The 16,411-nt window shown below is 65.7% G+C and carries 14 protein-coding genes; 8 read left to right on the top strand and 6 right to left on the bottom strand.

Features of this window, described 5'->3' with window-relative positions; translation table 11 throughout:
• Window positions 1-1,737: an AMP-binding protein gene (locus U4Z64_RS08750; RefSeq protein ID WP_321819719.1), complete on the bottom strand. Its 1,737-nt coding sequence runs from the start codon at window positions 1,735-1,737 to the stop codon at window positions 1-3.
• A 345-nt stretch (window positions 1,738-2,082) separates the two neighbouring features.
• Window positions 2,083-3,198, bottom strand: coding sequence for a porin (locus U4Z64_RS08745; protein WP_321819718.1), 1,116 nt, complete (start codon window positions 3,196-3,198; stop codon window positions 2,083-2,085).
• Between the two features lie 276 nt (window positions 3,199-3,474).
• Here U4Z64_RS08745 and U4Z64_RS08740 point away from each other — a divergent pair, with 276 nt between their 5' ends.
• The 7 genes from U4Z64_RS08740 (at window position 3,475) to U4Z64_RS08710 (ending at window position 10,240) form a co-directional block, all read left to right on the top strand.
• Window positions 3,475-3,972, top strand: a complete 498-nt coding sequence (locus U4Z64_RS08740) for a hemerythrin family protein (protein ID WP_321819717.1) — start codon at window positions 3,475-3,477, stop codon at window positions 3,970-3,972.
• Window positions 3,973-4,004: 32 nt separating this feature from the next.
• Window positions 4,005-5,003 (top strand): PDR/VanB family oxidoreductase, encoded by a 999-nt coding sequence (locus U4Z64_RS08735; RefSeq protein WP_321819716.1) that lies wholly within the window; start codon window positions 4,005-4,007, stop codon window positions 5,001-5,003.
• Window positions 5,004-5,048: 45 nt separating this feature from the next.
• Window positions 5,049-6,350 (top strand): Rieske 2Fe-2S domain-containing protein, encoded by a 1,302-nt coding sequence (locus tag U4Z64_RS08730; protein ID WP_321819715.1) that lies wholly within the window; start codon window positions 5,049-5,051, stop codon window positions 6,348-6,350.
• Window positions 6,351-6,374: 24 nt separating this feature from the next.
• Complete coding sequence (locus tag U4Z64_RS08725) at window positions 6,375-7,652, top strand: Rieske 2Fe-2S domain-containing protein (RefSeq protein ID WP_321819714.1); 1,278 nt, start codon at window positions 6,375-6,377, stop codon at window positions 7,650-7,652.
• An 11-nt stretch (window positions 7,653-7,663) separates the two neighbouring features.
• Window positions 7,664-8,491: an SDR family oxidoreductase gene (locus U4Z64_RS08720; protein ID WP_321819713.1), complete on the top strand. Its 828-nt coding sequence runs from the start codon at window positions 7,664-7,666 to the stop codon at window positions 8,489-8,491.
• A gap of 5 nt (window positions 8,492-8,496) precedes the next feature.
• Window positions 8,497-9,444 carry an alpha/beta hydrolase gene (locus U4Z64_RS08715; RefSeq protein WP_321819712.1) on the top strand — a complete coding sequence of 316 codons (948 nt, stop codon included), beginning with the start codon at window positions 8,497-8,499 and terminating at the stop codon, window positions 9,442-9,444.
• 112 nt (window positions 9,445-9,556) lie between these two features.
• Window positions 9,557-10,240 carry a MarR family winged helix-turn-helix transcriptional regulator gene (locus tag U4Z64_RS08710; protein WP_321819711.1) on the top strand — a complete coding sequence of 228 codons (684 nt, stop codon included), beginning with the start codon at window positions 9,557-9,559 and terminating at the stop codon, window positions 10,238-10,240.
• A 462-nt stretch (window positions 10,241-10,702) separates the two neighbouring features.
• On the opposite strand, the gene U4Z64_RS08705 is transcribed toward U4Z64_RS08710, so the two are convergent.
• The 3 genes from U4Z64_RS08705 to U4Z64_RS08695 all read right to left on the bottom strand — a co-directional run bounded on the left by U4Z64_RS08705 (window position 10,703) and on the right by U4Z64_RS08695 (window position 12,568).
• Window positions 10,703-11,098, bottom strand: a complete 396-nt coding sequence (locus tag U4Z64_RS08705) for a hypothetical protein (protein ID WP_321819710.1) — start codon at window positions 11,096-11,098, stop codon at window positions 10,703-10,705.
• 3 nt (window positions 11,099-11,101) lie between these two features.
• On the bottom strand, window positions 11,102-11,248 hold the full coding sequence (locus U4Z64_RS08700; RefSeq protein WP_321819709.1) for a hypothetical protein: 147 nt from the start codon (window positions 11,246-11,248) through the stop codon (window positions 11,102-11,104).
• 204 nt (window positions 11,249-11,452) lie between these two features.
• The gene (locus U4Z64_RS08695) at window positions 11,453-12,568 is read right to left on the bottom strand and encodes a porin (protein ID WP_321819708.1); all 1,116 of its coding nucleotides are present in this window, start codon (window positions 12,566-12,568) and stop codon (window positions 11,453-11,455) included.
• Window positions 12,569-13,027: 459 nt separating this feature from the next.
• Here U4Z64_RS08695 and bamA point away from each other — a divergent pair, with 459 nt between their 5' ends.
• Window positions 13,028-15,340, top strand: a complete 2,313-nt coding sequence (bamA, locus tag U4Z64_RS08690; RefSeq protein ID WP_321819707.1) for an outer membrane protein assembly factor BamA — start codon at window positions 13,028-13,030, stop codon at window positions 15,338-15,340.
• A gap of 55 nt (window positions 15,341-15,395) precedes the next feature.
• On the opposite strand, the gene U4Z64_RS08685 is transcribed toward bamA, so the two are convergent.
• The gene (locus U4Z64_RS08685) at window positions 15,396-16,265 is read right to left on the bottom strand and encodes a response regulator transcription factor (protein ID WP_321819706.1); all 870 of its coding nucleotides are present in this window, start codon (window positions 16,263-16,265) and stop codon (window positions 15,396-15,398) included.
• Between the last annotated feature and the right edge of the window lie 146 nt (window positions 16,266-16,411).

Here is a 16,411-nt window from a genome sequence, read left to right as displayed (position 1 = left end):
TCAGGTCGGGCTGCTTGCGTGCAGTTCGAGCTCGCGGATCATGGCTTCGCGCATCGCGAACTTCTGCGCCTTGCCGGTCACCGTCATCGGCATGTCGTCGACGAAGCGGATGTAGCGCGGAATCTTGAAGTGCGCGATCTGGTCGCGGCAGAACGCGCGGATCTCGTCCTCGGACGCATCCTGACCGGGCTTGAGCACGATCCACGCGCAGATTTCCTCGCCGTACTTCTGATCGGGTACGCCGAATACCTGCACGGTCTGCACCTTCGGATGGCGAAACAGGAACTCCTCGATCTCGCGCGGGTACACGTTCTCGCCGCCGCGAATGAGCATGTCCTTCACGCGGCCGACGATGTTGCAGTAGCCGTCGGCGTCGATCGTCGCGAGGTCGCCGGTATGCATCCAGCCGTCGCGGATCGATTCCCGCGTGCGCGCGTCGTCGTCCCAGTAGCCGAGCATGACCGAGTAGCCGCGCGTGCACAGCTCGCCCGTCTCGCCGACCGGCACGACGTTCCCGTTCATGTCGACGACCTTGCATTCCAGATGCGGCTGGATGTGCCCGACCGTCGAGACCCGCTTGTCGAGTGGATCGTCCGTCGCGCTCTGGAACGACACCGGGCTGGTTTCCGTCATGCCGTAGGCGATGGTGACTTCCGTCATGTGCATGTTCGCGACGACCCGCTTCATCACCTCGATCGGGCACGGCGCGCCGGCCATGATGCCGGTACGCAGGCTGGAGAAATCATGCCGCGCGAAGTCCGGGTGATCGAGCTGCGCGATGAACATCGTCGGCACGCCGTGCAGCGCGGTGCAACGCTCGTCGCTCACGGCCGCCATCGTGGCTGCCGCATCGAACGCCTCGCCCGGAAAGACCATGCACGCGCCGCTGGCCGTACACGCGAGCACCGACATCACCATGCCGAAGCAGTGATAGAGCGGCACGGGCACACACAGCCGGTCCGCTTCGCTCAGGTTCATGGCCGCGGCGACGAACCGCGCATTGTTGACGATGTTCCGGTGCGTCAGCGTGGCGCCCTTCGGCGCGCCGGTGGTGCCGCTCGTGAACTGGATGTTGATCGGGTCGTTGGCGTCGAGCGTCGCCGCGATCGCGTCGAGTTCGTCCGTCGAGACGTGTGCGCCGCGCGCGAGCACCTGCCGGTACGTCAGCATGCCCGGCGTGGGGATGTCCTCCATGCGGATCACCCAGCGCAGCGCGGGAAGCCTCGCAGAATCCAGTGTGCCGGGCTCGCAATGCGGCAGTTCGGGGGCCAGCGTCCGCAGCATGTCCAGGTAACGGGACGTCTTGAACGACTCGGGCGCGACGACCGCCTTGCAGCCCACCTTGTTCAGCGCATATTCCAGTTCCGCGAGCCGATACGCGGGATTGACGTTGACGAGGATCAGCCCGAGCCGGGCGGTCGCGAACTGGGTCACGGTCCACTCGAACCGGTTGGGCGACCAGATGCCGATGCGATCGCCCCGGCGCAAGCCCAGCGCATGCAGGCCGGCCGCCATCGCATCGACCTCTGCCGCGAACGCTCGCCAGGTCCAGCGCACGCCCTGCTCGCGGAAGACGACGGCGGGGCGTTCGCCATGGCGCTTCACGGTGTCGGCCAGCAGTGCCGCGACCGTCAGTTCGCTCAACGCGGGATCGCCGGCGCCCCTGACATAGGACAGTCCGCCGACCGGCAGCGTCGAATCGGCACCCGGATCTTGTGTTCCAGCCTGCATGCTCATGCGTGTCTCCAGAGTTTCGGCGGAGACGGGCTCACATCGCAAGGCGCGTAAGGCTCTCTCCGGGATGTTTCTGAAAATCATCATCGTATCTTCCATGGAAGACGTCAATATGGGATTGACCTGAAACGAGCGAATGGTCGTGATCCGCATGGATATTGATAATTCACGGGTTTGAAGTGACTGTTTCGCTCCTGCAACGCTGTATTGCATATAGCGTCCTGCATGTTTTCTGCAGAAGATCATCCTGAAATCATCCGTGGAAGTTGCTCCGCTCGAGTCCCCTCCGTGACGCTTACCCGCCAGAACGATCGCCGGCACACGCGTCCCGACGCGTGTGCCGTTCCGTCAGAACATATGACGAATGCCGAGCATCACCCCGGTCTGGTCCACGCCGGCGGCCGGCCACGACGACGTGCCCGCGGTGCCACCGTCGATCGTCAGCACGGAGTTGCGCTGATTGAAGATGCGCCCTGCGGTCACGTACACCGAGCTGCGCTTCGACAGCAGGTACATCGCGCGCGCCGCGATGACCGACGCGCCGGCATCGTGCCCGCTCACGGTGAGATGGCCGTACTGCGCGTCGAGGATGACACTTGGCACCGGCAGATAGGTCGCGCCGAGCCACCAGTAATTGCTGTTTGCGTCGACGACGCCCGGTGCGAGCTCGCCGTGATCGATACGGTGCAGGAAGCCGCCGCCGATCGTCGCGGTGCCGAACTTCACGTAGCCGTCGATGACGGCACGCGTGTCGGTCTGCGAACTGCTCGGTAGGGGCGAGCCGGGGCCGCCGCCGCCATTGTTCCTGTCGATCGCGGTGGCGATTCCCCAACTGTCGGACTCGTACTTCAGCATCGCGGCGATCGTCTTGCACGCGCGGTAGTCGGTCGGCGACTGGCCCGCGCATCCACCGGCGGCCGCGGGCGCGACCGCATCGCGTCCGAGCGAATAGCTGACGCCGAAGGTGAAGCCCGACGCCGTAATGCTGTAGACGATCGCGTTGTCGAGACGCGCCTGCGCCAGATACGTGTCGAGCAGCCCCGCCGCATAGATGTTCGGCCCCATCGTGTCGCCGGGTATCGCCCAGTAGATCTGCGAATACTGGCGGCCGAACGACAGCGTGCCCCACCGCCCCGACAGGCCGACGTACGCCTGCCGGCCGAACAGGCGGCCGCTCTGGTTCAGCGTGCCCTGCCCCGGCGAAAAGCCCGACTCCAGCACGAAGACGGCGCTCAGGCCGCCGCCCAGGTCTTCCTTGCCGCGTATGCCCCACCGCGACGGCAGCGAGCCGGTGAGCTGCGGCACCTTCACCACGCTCTGCTTCTGCGGGCCGACGTTCGTGATGTATTCGACGCCTGTATCGATGATCCCGTACAGCGTGACGCTCGATTGCGCGTGCACGGCGCCCGACGCGCACGCCGCGAGCGCCGACAGTCCGACGCAAGCCGTCTTGCACCGTTCCAACCCTTTTCCAAACCCGCTTGTCCGCAGACTCATTTTGATGCCTCCATGTAATTCTGTTCTTCCGTGGAAGATAGTAATCACACATCTTCCATGTCAACCGAGCGGCGGATCGTGAGTTACCCCTAGGCTGGCCCATGATGGCGGTCGCATGGGGCTTCAGCGGAGAATTCAGGTTATTCATAGTTTTCCCTACCTCGACATTTGGAACGCGCCACCATATCTTCCACGGAAGACGAAAACGATTCGTCGGATCCGCTTCATGGAACGAGGTATGAAATGAATGAGTCAGAAGGTCACGGGACCGGTGCCCGGAACGGGCCTGCGCCGTCGCCGGCGGACGCTGCCGGCTTCGTCTGGAACGACGACTACGCGCTCGGTCACGGGTCGATGGACGACACCCATCACGAATTCGTCACGTGCGTGAACGCACTGCTCACGACGCCGGACGACGATCTCGGGCGCGCGCTCGACGCATTTGCCGCGCACGCATACAGCCATTTCGGCGACGAAGACGATGCGATGCGCGAGACGGCTTACGGCTCCGCGGGCTGCCATATCGACGAGCACGCGGCCGTGCTGCAGTCGACCGACGAGGTGCGCGCCGCGCTGGCCGAAGGCCGGCCGCAGGTCGTCCGTGCATTCGCCCGTGCATTGGCCGGGTGGTTTCCCGAGCATGTGCGCGTCATGGACCAGGGTCTTGCGCGCTGGCTCATCCAGCAACAACTGGGCGCGTCGCCGGTAGTCATCCGGCGCCGTCTTCCCGTCGCGGCCTGACGCACGCGCCCCTTTTCATACGAGCGTCCATCATGGAACAGAACACTCCGTCATCGAACGCGCTGCTGCAGGTCTGCGTATCCGCGAAGACGTGGCTCGCCGACGGCATCGTCGGTTACGAACTCGCGCCGCTGTCGGACGACAGCCTGCCCGACTTCGAAGCCGGCGCGCATATCGACGTGCACCTGCCCGGCGGGCTCGTGCGCCAGTACTCGCTGGTCGACCTGCCCGACGAACGGTCGCGCTACCGCATCGGCGTGCTGCGCGATCCGCAATCGCGCGGCGGATCGACGTGCCTGCACGACGATGTCCGCGCTGGCGACACGCTGTCGATCAGCGCGCCGCGCAATCACTTCGCGCTGCACCGCGGCCCGGAGCGGTCGCTGCTGTTCGCGGGCGGCATCGGCATCACGCCGATCCTCTGCATGGCGCAGCAACTGGCGCGCGAGCACCGCCCGTTCGATCTGCACTACTGCGGCCGCTCGCTGTCGCGCATGGCATTCGTCGAACGCGTGCAGCAACTGTCGTCCGCGGATGATCCGCACGCCCGCGTGCAGGTTCATGTCGACGACGGTCCCGACGGACAGCATCTCGATGCGCACGCCGCGATCGGCACGCCGTCGGCCGACAAGCATCTGTACGTGTGCGGGCCGACAGGATTCATGGATCACGTCCTGCAGACCGCGCGCGCGCTCGGCTGGGACGACGCGCATCTGCACCGCGAGTATTTCGCGGGGCCGACGCTCGAGCCGTCGGACGAAGACGGCCCGTTCGAGATCGAAATCCATAGCAGCGGCGAAGTGATCGAAGTGGGCGCCGGCCAGACGGCCGCGCATGCGCTGCTGGATGCCGGCTTCAACCTGCCGCTGTCGTGCGAGCAAGGCGTGTGCGGCACCTGCATGACCGGGGTGCTGGCCGGCGAGCCCGACCACCGGGACCTGTATCTGACCGACGACGAGAAAGCGCGCAACGACAGCTTCATGCCGTGCTGCTCGCGTGCGAAGACTGCGCGGCTGGTGCTCGATCTCTGACGCCACCGCGCACATGCCACTGAACACTGGAACGAGGAACTCAACATGCTGACCAAGCAGGACAATGAACTGATGTGCCGCACGGGCCCCGGCACCGCGATGGGCAACGCGATGCGCCGCTTCTGGCTGCCGGTGATCCAGTCGTCGGACCTCCCGCAGCCGAACGGCGATCCGCAAACGATCGAGCTGCTCGGGCAGCGGTTCGTGGTCTGGCGCGATCGCGATGGTCGGCCCGGCCTCTACGACGAAGGCTGCCTGCATCGCGGCGCGTCGATGCAGCTCGCCCGCGCGGACGGCGACGGCCTGCGCTGCATCTATCACGGCTGGAAATTCGCGGTGGACGGCACGGTGCTCGAAACGCCGAATGTCCCCGATCCGAAGTTCAAGAGCCGCATCCGCGGCCGCACGTATCCGGTGCGCGAGGCGGGCGGCCTGATGTGGGCGTACCTCGGGCCCGAAGGCAAGGCGCCGCCGTTCCCGCACCGCGCGTTCATGGATCAGCCCGATGCCCACCGCATCAACGTGTGCGCGATCGTCAACTGCAACTTCGTGCAGGTGATCGAGGGTCTCGTCGATTCGTCGCACCTGACGGTGCTGCACAGTTCCGCCCTCGCGCAGACCAACGCGTCCGACCTGGACTATGCGGGGAAGATCACGCACATGCAGTTCGACGCGGCCCCGACGATCGAGGCGGACGAGACGGATTTCGGCTTTCACTATGTCGCGATCCGCCAGGCCGGCGACAACCGCATCGCGCGCGTCACGTCATTCATCGCGCCGAGCTTCATCGCGAACGCGAACGGCGACGTATGGCTCGCCGCGGTGCCGATCAACGACGAGCGCTGCTACTTCTTCCACGTGTGGTGGGACGCGCAGAAGCCGGTCGGCGAAGAGCCGCTGCGCAGCGCGCAGCTCAAGTTCGTCGGTCTCGACGAACCGACGCTGCGCAAATACGGGATGACGCTCGATACCTGCGACTCCCCGGCCGCGATGTCGTTCGTCAACGGCTATCGCCAGGATCGCCGGGCGCAGCGCGACGGCCACTTCACCGGATTCGACGGCATCACGCAGGAAGACGCCGCCTGCAGCATTTCGAGCGGCGCGATCCGCGACCGGTCGCAGGAAATGCTGTCGACGGCCGATCTCGCGATCAGCCGCCTGCACCGCACGCTGCTCGCGTGCGCACGTGCGGAGCGCGATCAGCAGGACATTGCGGCGCTGCGGGCAGATTCGGGCGGCGCGATCGGCGTATCCGGCGAGATCGGCCCGGGCGAGGACTGGCGTCGGCTGGTACCGCACCACCGGATCGTGTCGCCGGCGGGCACGCGCACGCAACGCAATGCATGACCACCATTTGAACAGGAGTCCAACATGTTGAGCCACGAAGATAACGAGATGTTGTGCCGCGTCGGTCCGGGCACGCCAGGCGGCGCGTTGATGCGGCGCTACTGGCACCCGGTCTGCACGTCCGCGCAACTTCCGGAGCCGGACTGCGCGCCGCTGCGCGTGCGTCTGCTCGGCGAGCAGTACGTCGCGTTCCGCGATTCGAACGGCGAGGTCGGCCTGCTCGAGGAGCTGTGCATGCATCGCGGCGCGTCGCTCGCGCTCGGCCGCGTCGAGGAAGGCGGCATTCGCTGCCTGTATCACGGCTGGAAGTTCAGCGTGTCCGGCGCGGTGCTGGAAACGCCTAACCATGCGGACCCGAAGTACGCGGCACGGATGAACGCGCCCGCGTTCCCGGTGCGCGAGGCCGGCGGCATCGTGTGGGCGTATGTCGGCCCGAAGGAACTTGAACCCGCGTTCTCCCGCTATGCGTTCATGGATGCGGCGCCGGACCATCGCGTCGTGCTGCGCATCAACGTCGCCTGCAACTACCTGCAGCTGGTCGAAGGCGGCGAGGACAGCTCGCACGTCGGCGTGCTGCATACCAACATGGCGCGGCCGGGCTGGAAGGACGATTCATTCACGCGCAATCCGGACGTCGTGAATCCGGCCGCGCTCGCGTCGAACGACCTCGAACCGTCGCTGAAGATCGAGGACACGGCGTTCGGTTTTCACTATGTTGCGCTGCGCAAGACCGGCGAGCCGGGTGTGCGCAACGCGCGCGTCGTGCCGTTCATCGTGCCGTACGGCCGCATCATTCCCGCGCCGGCGTTCCTGTTCACCGTGCTCGAGGTGCCGGAAGACGACATGCATACGAGCACCTATATCGTCGTGCACGGCGACTCGCCGGTCACCGAGGACAAGATCATCGAGCTGCTGGGCCTGGATGATCCGAAGTACTACGATCGCAAGAACTGCACGTTCAACGCGAGTTGGGCCGATTCGTTCGGCCAGAGCCGCGCGCTGATGAAGGAAAACTGGACCGGCCTGCGCGGCGTCGAAGTCGAGGATGCGACGATCGGGCTGTCCCAGGGGCCGCTGTACGACCGCTCGCGCGAGCATCTGGTGCCTGCGGACCAGGCCGTCGTGCGAGTACGCCGCGCACTGCTGGCAGCGGTCAAGCGCGTGATGAACAACGAGCAGCCGCCCGCGCTCGGGCTCGATCTGCGCGGCGTCAGCGCGTGCGACCGGCCGCTCGCGGACGATGCGGCCTGGCAGGATCTGCTGCCCGCGCATCGCGACACCACCGAAGCCGTCGGAGCCTGAGGAGAACCTTGATGACCCACGATCCAACCCGCGGCCACACGCCGGATTACCTGTCCCTGTTGCGCCTCGACGGACGCGGTTTCGTCGTGCTCGGCGCCGGCCAGGGCATCGGCGAGCAGACGGTTCATGCGCTTGCGCAGGCCGGTGCACGCGTGCTTTGCGTCGACCGCGACGAGACGCTCGCGCGCCGCATCGCCGAAGCTGTCGACGGTATTCCATGCACGGCCGACGCCACGTCTCGCAACGACATGCAGCGCGTGTTCGACACGGCGCGCGAGCAATTCGGCCGCATCCACGGCGTGGTCGACATTATCGGCGTGGCGGGCATCAAGCCGCTGGCCGCCGTCGACGACGCGTCTTGGGCGCAGCAGTTCGACATCGTCGTGCGCCATGCGTACCTCGCGCTGCAGATCGGCGGAGAAATGATGAAGCGCGACGGCGGCGGCACGTTTGCGTTCGTCGGCTCGCTCGCGGGCGATCGCGCGGTGCCGAGCGAGGTCGCGTATGCGGCGTCGAAGGCCGCGCTGCACCATCTCGTGCGCTGCGCGGGTGTCGAGTATGCGCCGTACAACGTGCGCATCAACGCGGTGTCGCCGGGGTTCGTGCGCACGCCGCGGCTTAACCAGCGGCTGGACGCCGCGACCTGGGTGCGCGTCGGCGAAGCGATCCCGATCGGGCGCGCGGCCACGCCCGCCGAGATCGCCGGCCACCTGCTGTTCCTCGCGTCCGACCTGAGCGCGCACATGGCCGGCGAGATCGTCACCGTCGACGGCGGCCTGAGCGTGAAGGCCGCGATTCCCGCGATCACGTTTGCCCCGTCGGCCACGCCCACGCCATGAGCACAATGAAACAGCCTTCCCCGCGCGACCTGATTCATCCGTCTCTACGCGCGTTCGCCGACGCGGCTGCCGCGCGGCCGAGCCTGGCGCAGATGAGTGCCGACGATGCACGCGCGGGCATCGCCGCGCGCACGGCCGCACGGGCGGCCGGCCCACGCATCGACAAGGTGTTCGACCTCGCGATTCCCGGCCCGGGCGGCGGCATCCCGGTGCGCATCTACCATCCCGACGGCGCGACCGGCGTGACACTGGCCTTTCACGGCGGCGGATGGCGAATGGGCAATCTCGACAGCTTCGACGCCGTGTGCCGGCACCTCGCCAACGACTCGGGGCTGGCCGTGATCAGTGTCGACTATCGGCTCGCGCCCGAGCATCCGTTCCCCGCCGCGCTCGAAGACGTATGGGCGGCGACCTGCTGGGCGGCCGAACACGGGCACGAGCACGGGCTGCCGACCGCACGGCTCACGGTATTCGGCGAATCGGCGGGCGGCAATCTCGCCGCCGTCGTGTCCCTGCTCGCGCGCGAGAATGCGCGGCCGCGGCTCCTCGCACAAGCGCTCGTGTACCCGGCGACGGACGCGCGCCAGCAGCACGCATCGCGGTCGGTGTACGCGGAAGGCTTCGTGCAACGCACGGCCGACGTCGCGCACGCCTTTCGCGAGTACGCGCTCGATCACGGCGTGTCGCCGTCGGTCTGGACGCTGTCGCCTTTCCATGCAGCGAGCCACGCGGGCCTGCCGCCGGCCCTCGTGATCACCGCCGAGTGCGACGTGCTGTGCGACGACGGCGAAGCGTATGCGCGCAAGCTTGCCGATGCGGGCGTGCCGACGACCTGCGTGCGCTATGCGGGCATGTTGCACACGTTCTACGGCATGCGCGGCGAGGTCGACGCCGCCGCGCTCGCCCAGCGACAGGTGGCCGACATGCTGCGGGCGGCCGTGCAGGCAGGGTAGCGATGCGCGTGGACGTGCGACCGGGAAACTTACGTACAATGGCGGATAGCGGTACCTGTCGCCGCCCCGTTACGATCGATCCGGTCGCACCCCTTCCAAGGAAGCCATCGAGATGAGCACCGCAGACGCGAAGCAGCCCACCCGTCGCCGAACCGCCGGCAGCGCGGCGGCCCCGACGCAGACGGAATCCGCCGCCAAGGCGAGCCTGCCGCGCAACAGCCTGATCGAACTGATCACGTTGCAGTGGCAGCACGAGCACAGCGATCTCGACTTGTCGAATTTCCTGCTGGCGATCTACTTCATGCGGATCGGCACGCTCGTCGAGCAGTCGTTCGACAAGATGTGCCAGCGCATGTGGGGCATCAGCGGCTCCGACATGCGCGTGCTGCTTGCACTGCGCCGCGGCGGGCAACCATACGCGAAACGCCCGACCGACCTGTACCGCGCGCTGCTCGTGACGTCGGGTGCAATCACCAAGAAGATCGACCGCCTGGCGAGTCTCGGGATGGTCGAGCGCCGACCCGATCCTGGCCATGCCGGCGGATTCATCGTGCACCTGACGCGAAAGGGGCTCGACGTCGTCGAAAAGGCCGTCGTGAAGCTCGCGAACGAGTCGTCGATTGCACCTGCGATGGCGTATTTCTCCGACGCCGAGCGTACTGCCGGTAACGAATTTTGCATGCGTACGCTGGCGTTGCTGGAAGAGCACGTGCTGTCGGAAGTCGGCGACGCCAACGACGCGCCGTCTGACCAGCAGACCAAGAAAGCGCGGCATTCACCACGCAGTCGCAAGTAAGCAACGAAGCAGCGCTTTCGTCCGCTATCACATCACCGCAGTACGACCTCGTCTTTCAGCATTTTCATGAGCGCGTCAGCTCGGTCGCTGGATACCTGAGCGCCCACGGGCAAGCGCAATGCGGCAAATCCCGCACCGGGGCCGAGCAAACTGTCGCGGCACGGGTGGAAACACGGTGTCGGCCCGCCGGTCGCTTCGTGCTCTGGCTCGAACTGCCGAAGCACGTTGATTCACGCACGCTCTTCGACGCAGCACTGGAACACGGCATCTTCTTCGCCTTGGGAGACTGATTCTCCGCCAGCCGGCGTTTCCGCAACTGTTTGCGCCTGAGCGTCGCCTACGAGTGCACCAGCATCGAATACGGCGTCCGCCTTCTGTGGACGCAGCCCTCACGCCAGATGGCGCGTTGGCGACACGAGAGCGGCGATCAAACCGCCCGCTCCCCGCGCCGCCGATCGCCCGTTACTGAAGCGTGATGCCGGCAACCGGCGGCATCGCCGGCGTCACGCCTGCCGCCGCACAGAGGGCCTCCACGATCGAGGGTACCTGCTCGCCCGGAACGGAAAACCCGACGCCGGCGCCGCCCGGCACATAGAACCGGACGATCACATCGGTCGTGTCGCCGATCCGGCCGATTTCCCAACCGACGGAATGCACCGCGAACCGGGCGCCGTGGTTGTCGTTTGCGATGCGCTCGGCGCACTCGATCGCATGCGGAAGTGCGATCAGCAGTTCGTTGAACGTCGAGCGATGCAGCGTGACCGTCGGATGTGCGCCGCGGATCAGCAGGAACTGGCCGTCGTCGGACATCTCCATCGCGTCGATCGCGCGAATCGCCGGATCGTGGGAGTCGACCATGCATCACCCCCGCTTCCAGACCGGCGTGCGGCATGCGACGACAGCGGCCCGCGGCACACACCTGGCGTCGGACAGCAATACGAACGCCGCGGGCGACGAACTCGCCCGGAGCAGGGCGGCAAAGATCCGGGCGGACAGATATTTCTTCATGATTGACCTCGTTTCAGGCATCGGCAGGACGGAAACCCGGTTCGGGCTTCTCGCGTCGTGGACGTCTTACGCACGCTCGCCAGTGTCGCGGCGCTCCCGTCATTCCGATGCGCTGTTGGCACTTCGCCGCGCCACGCGACTTGCCGAAGCGCATCGGCATGTACGCCCGACGGCCCGGTCGTCGCATGGCAGTTCGTCACGCGATCAGAAGCGGTGACGCAACCCCAGCGTGACGGCGGATTGATAATTCGAACTCGACGCTGTCAATCCGGCAATCGATGCCGTGATGCCGCTGTCTCCCGTACCGTGCACGTTCTGGTACACGCCTCGCAGATAGACGTCGGTGCGTTTCGACAGCGCATAATCGGCCGTCAATACGAACTGGTTCCACTTCGGACTCACGCCGGCCACCTTGCCGTCCGTGTACGTATAGGCACCGGTCACGCTGAACGCGGGCGACAGGTCGTAACGTGCCTGCAACTCGTAGTTGTTGAAGCGAGCACCGCTACCCGAAAACGACAATCCGTTCGACGTGCCCGACGCGGACGAACTGATCCCGGTCAGGTTATCGAGGTGCGTCTGCGTGAAGATCGCGCCGACCGTGGCCTGTCCGAACGTGTAGTTCGCGCCCAAGCCCCAGGTACGCTGGGCATCGGCCGTAAACGTGGTGTCGTCGCTCACCGCGCCGCCGGAATTGGTTGACGAACCGGCGTGCCCGAGTTGCATGTACCCCGCGCCGACGTTGAGGCCGCCATACTGATAAGACGCACCGAAGCTGTACGCGCGATTGTTCGCGAAACCGCTCGCCGAGTTCGAGAAGCCGTACAGACCATTGAACGTCAGCCCGCCGTAATTCACGCTCTGATACTTGACGGAATTGCTGATTCGAAACGAATTCTGGAGGTTGTCGTTGTCGTACGGATGCGCGGTGGCCGACATTTCCAGCGCGCCGAGCGTATCGACGATGGAGTCGTACTGGCGGCCGAGCGTAAGCGTGCCGAAGCGGTCGCTCGACAGCCCGACGAACGCCTGGCGGCCGAACTCGCGGCCGCCCTGACCGAGCTTGCCGTTCATCACGTCGAAGCCGCTTTCGAGCGTGAAGATCGCCTTCAATCCGCCGCCGAGCTCCTCGCTGCCCTTCAGGCCGAACCGGCTACCGCTCAACGTGCCGCTCGTCGCGGCGACGTTGCCCTTGCCGCCCTGGTTGCTGGTATACGTGATGCCGGCATCGATCAAGCCGTAGAGCGTCACCGTGCTTTGTGCGTGTGCGGACGCGGCAAACGCCGCGCACGCGGCCACCGCAGGAAGCGATCTTTTCATTCAATTCTCCGAAACAGTTTCTTTCCATCACGACGGGCAAGCGCGTGCCTACCCGCTTCATGTCAGCCCGGAATCCTGCGATCCCGGGTGATTCGCATTAGATCGCATTGCAACGCTGCTTCGGTTTCATCGGGCCCGTCCGGATGTTTCCTCGCATTAATTCGATGAACGGCTGTAACAGAAGCGCGAGCGCGCTTCGGACGCCGCGCCTGCCGGCTGCATCGAGCGTCTCGCGCCACCGGCACGTCGACCGCGTGGCCGCTGGCCACGCATCCGCGGAGCAGCATTCGAGATCCGAATTGAATCGGCAACGCTCGCCCGCGTCGCCATGTCGATGAAATTTTCGGACACGCGGCCGTAACCGGAAGTCACACCGCGGCTCCTACACTCCGGGCTCGATTTCAACCTGGAACGCGTGCGGCGCACCCGTGCCGCGCCCTCCCCTGTCCATCCTTCCGCATGATCCAGAAAGCTCCCGCGAGATCCGCCGCCGTCGGCCTGCTGCTCGCCTGCGGTATCGCACCCGGCTTCGCGCAAGTCACCCAGCCCGTCCCGATTCGCGACATTCGCGTCAACGGTTTGAAGCGCATCGCATTGCGAACGATCAACGCCTATCTGCCCGTCAAGATCGGCGACGTGCCGTCCAACGACACGAGTACGCAACTGATCCGCACGCTGTATGCGACCGGCTTCTTCAGCGACGTGAAGGTCTCGACCGATAACGGCGTCCTCGTCATCGACGTCGTCGAACGCCCCACGCTGACCGCCGTGGAATTCACGGGCACGAAGGAATTCGACAAGGACAATCTGGGCAAGGCGATGAAATCCGTCGGTTTGTCGACGGGCGCCGCGTACGACCGGTCGCTCGTGCAGAAGGCCGAGCAGGAACTCAAGCGTCAGTACCTGACGCGCGGCTACTACGCGGCCGAAGTGACGACGACCGTCACGCCGCTCGACGAAAACCGCGTCGAGGTGCTGTTCGCGGTCAACGAGGGCCCCAGCGCGAAGATCAGGCAGATCGAGTTCATCGGCAACGCTACGTTCAGCACGAAGACACTGCTGGACGAGATGCAGTTGTCGACGCCGACCTGGTCGAGCTGGTACACACGAAACGATCTGTACTCGAAGGACAAGCTGACCGGCGACCTCGACAACGTACGCGCGTACTACCTGAACCGAGGCTATCTCGAGTTCAACATCGAGTCGACGCAGGTATCGATTTCGCCGGACCGGAAGGACATGTATCTGACCGTTACCGTGCACGAAGGCGAGCCGTACACGGTCTCCGAGGTCAAATTGTCGGGCGACCTGCTCGGCCGCGGCCCGGCGTTCGAGAAACTGCTGCCCGCCATGCAGGGTCGCCGCTTCTCGGCGGAAACACTGAAGCAAGCGACCAAGGCGATCGTCGACCGGCTCGGCGAATACGGTTACGCGTTCGCGACGGTCAATGCGCAACCGGACATCGACCGGGCGACGCATCGGGTCGGCCTTACGCTCGTCGTCGATCCGGGACGCCGCGTATCCGTGCGTCGTATCGATATCGTCGGCAATTCGCGAACGCGCGACGAAGTCGTGCGCCGTGAAATGCGTCAGTTCGAGGGGGCCTGGTTCGACTCGGAACGGATCACGCAGTCGAAGGACCGGATCAATCGGCTCGGATACTTCACCGACGTCGACGTGACGACGATGCCGGTCGACGGCTCGCAGGACCAGGTCGACCTGCAGATCAAGGTTGCCGAGAAACCGACCGGCTCCATCACGCTCGGCGGCGGCTTCTCGTCGTCGGACAAGGTCGTGCTGTCGGCAGGCGTCACGCAGGACAACGTATTCGGTTCGGGCACGAGCCTGTCGGTCAACGTCAACACTGCGAAGAGCTACCGAACGCTCGCGGTCACGCAAACCGATCCCTACTTCACGATCGACGGCATCCAGCGGATCACGAGCGTGTATTACCGGACGAGCCAGCCGCTCTACTACTCGTCGTCGAGCGACACGAGCTTCAGGATCGTCACGGTGGGCGCGAGCCTCAAGTTCGGCATCCCGTTCTCCGAGACCGACATGGTCTACTTCAGCGCCGCGCTCGAGCAATACCGGCTCACCGTGGATTCGGCAACACCGCAGAGCTACGTCGACTACGTGAACACGTTCGGCCGCGTGTCGAACACGGTGCCGTTATCGGTCAGCTGGTCGCACGACGCGCGCGACAGCTCGCTCTCCCCGAATCGCGGCTACTTCGCGCAGGCTTCCGCCGAGTACGGTACGCCCGCCACGTCGACGCAATATTACAAGGCCGACGTGAACGCGCAGTATTACTACTCGTTCGCACGCGGCTTCGTACTGGGCCTCAATTTCCGCGGCGGCTACGGCAACGGACTCGGCGGCAAGCCCTATCCGATCTTCCAGAACTACTATGCGGGCGGCATCGGCACCGTGCGCGGTTATGAATCGAGTTCGCTCGGGCCGCGCGATACGAAAACCGGCGATGCGATCGGCGGTTCGAAACTGATCGTCGGCAACGTGGAGTTGTCGATCCCGCTGCCGGGATCAGGCTACGACCGCACACTGCGGGTCTTTACGTTCGTGGACGGCGGCAACGTCTGGGGCACGGAAGGCAGCAGCACCGGCGCGAACGGGCTGAGGTACTCGTACGGCGCCGGCCTGTCGTGGATCTCGCCGATCGGGCCGCTCAAGTTCAGCCTGGGGTTCCCGATCGTGCGTCACAGCAACGACAACTATCAGAAGTTCCAGTTTCAGATCGGTACGTCATTCTGAGCGCGGCTACGGCGCACCTGCGTGTCGCGGTCGACGCGCCGGTGCTCACGTTCCGTCACCGCGTGGCCGTCGGCCCGGAGATTGCGCCCGGCGACTCGCACGCGCGTGCACGGCCGGCCACGCCCGGGCCCGATTCGACGCTGGCCGGCACGAAAATATAGCCGCGGCTGCGCACGGTCTGGATATACCGATGTTCACCGAGCGCATCCCGGAGGATCGTCCGCAAGCGGAACACCAGGACATCGAGCCCGCGCTCCGAACGGTCGAGCGTACTCTTGCCCATCAGCGACAGGATGTTGGCCCGCGACAGCACCCGCATCGGGTGCAGGACGAATACCTTGAGCAGCGCGAACTCGCTCGCCCGCAAGCCGACATCCTGCTCGCCGCGGGTCACGCGCCGCGCGAGGAAGTCGACTTCGAAGTCGCCGAACCGATAACGGTCCCGCACTTCCGGCAGCTCGCGAAGGTTCCCGGTATAGCGGCGCAACACGCTCCGGACCCGCACCATCAGTTCCATCGGATCCACCGGCTCGACCACGTAGTCGTCCGCGCCGAGTTCGAACGCGACGATCCTGTCGACGAGGTCCGCCGAGCAGCCGACCATGATGACCGGCATGTCGTAGGCGGCCGCCCGCAACTGCCGCAGCGCCGCGTGCGAATCGGCGGCCGGTTGCTCCACGCGCATGACGATCGCCGACGGCGGCTCCCGTTCCACGCGAGCGAGCAGCGACGGCGTGTCGTAAAGGACCGACATTTCGATCTGGTATTTGTTCAGGCAGGCACGCAGCAGGTCGCGCGTGCGCTGGCACGGTTCGATGACGAGAATCCGGGAAGTCATGGGAATTGAGCGGTTCGGGAAAAGGCCGAGGACAGACCACTGAACACAACGCAGCGGGGCGCCCCGGCGCATCGACAGGTGCGTCATGAACCGGCGGCGCCCGTTCCATGCCGTGCGCGCCGATCGTGAATTCAGCCGTCGTTTTGCGGCGTCGGGTACCGGCGCGGGTGCGGCGACGGAAGCGCCGGGTCCGCGCACACGCGCCGCGCGTGTATCGCGGCGCGGCGACGGGC

The organism is Burkholderia sp. BCC1996, assembly GCF_905339955.1.
In the GTDB taxonomy this organism is placed as follows: domain Bacteria; phylum Pseudomonadota; class Gammaproteobacteria; order Burkholderiales; family Burkholderiaceae; genus Burkholderia.
Note: the sequence above shows the minus strand (reverse complement) of the source record. Positions and strands in the feature narration are given on the sequence as shown.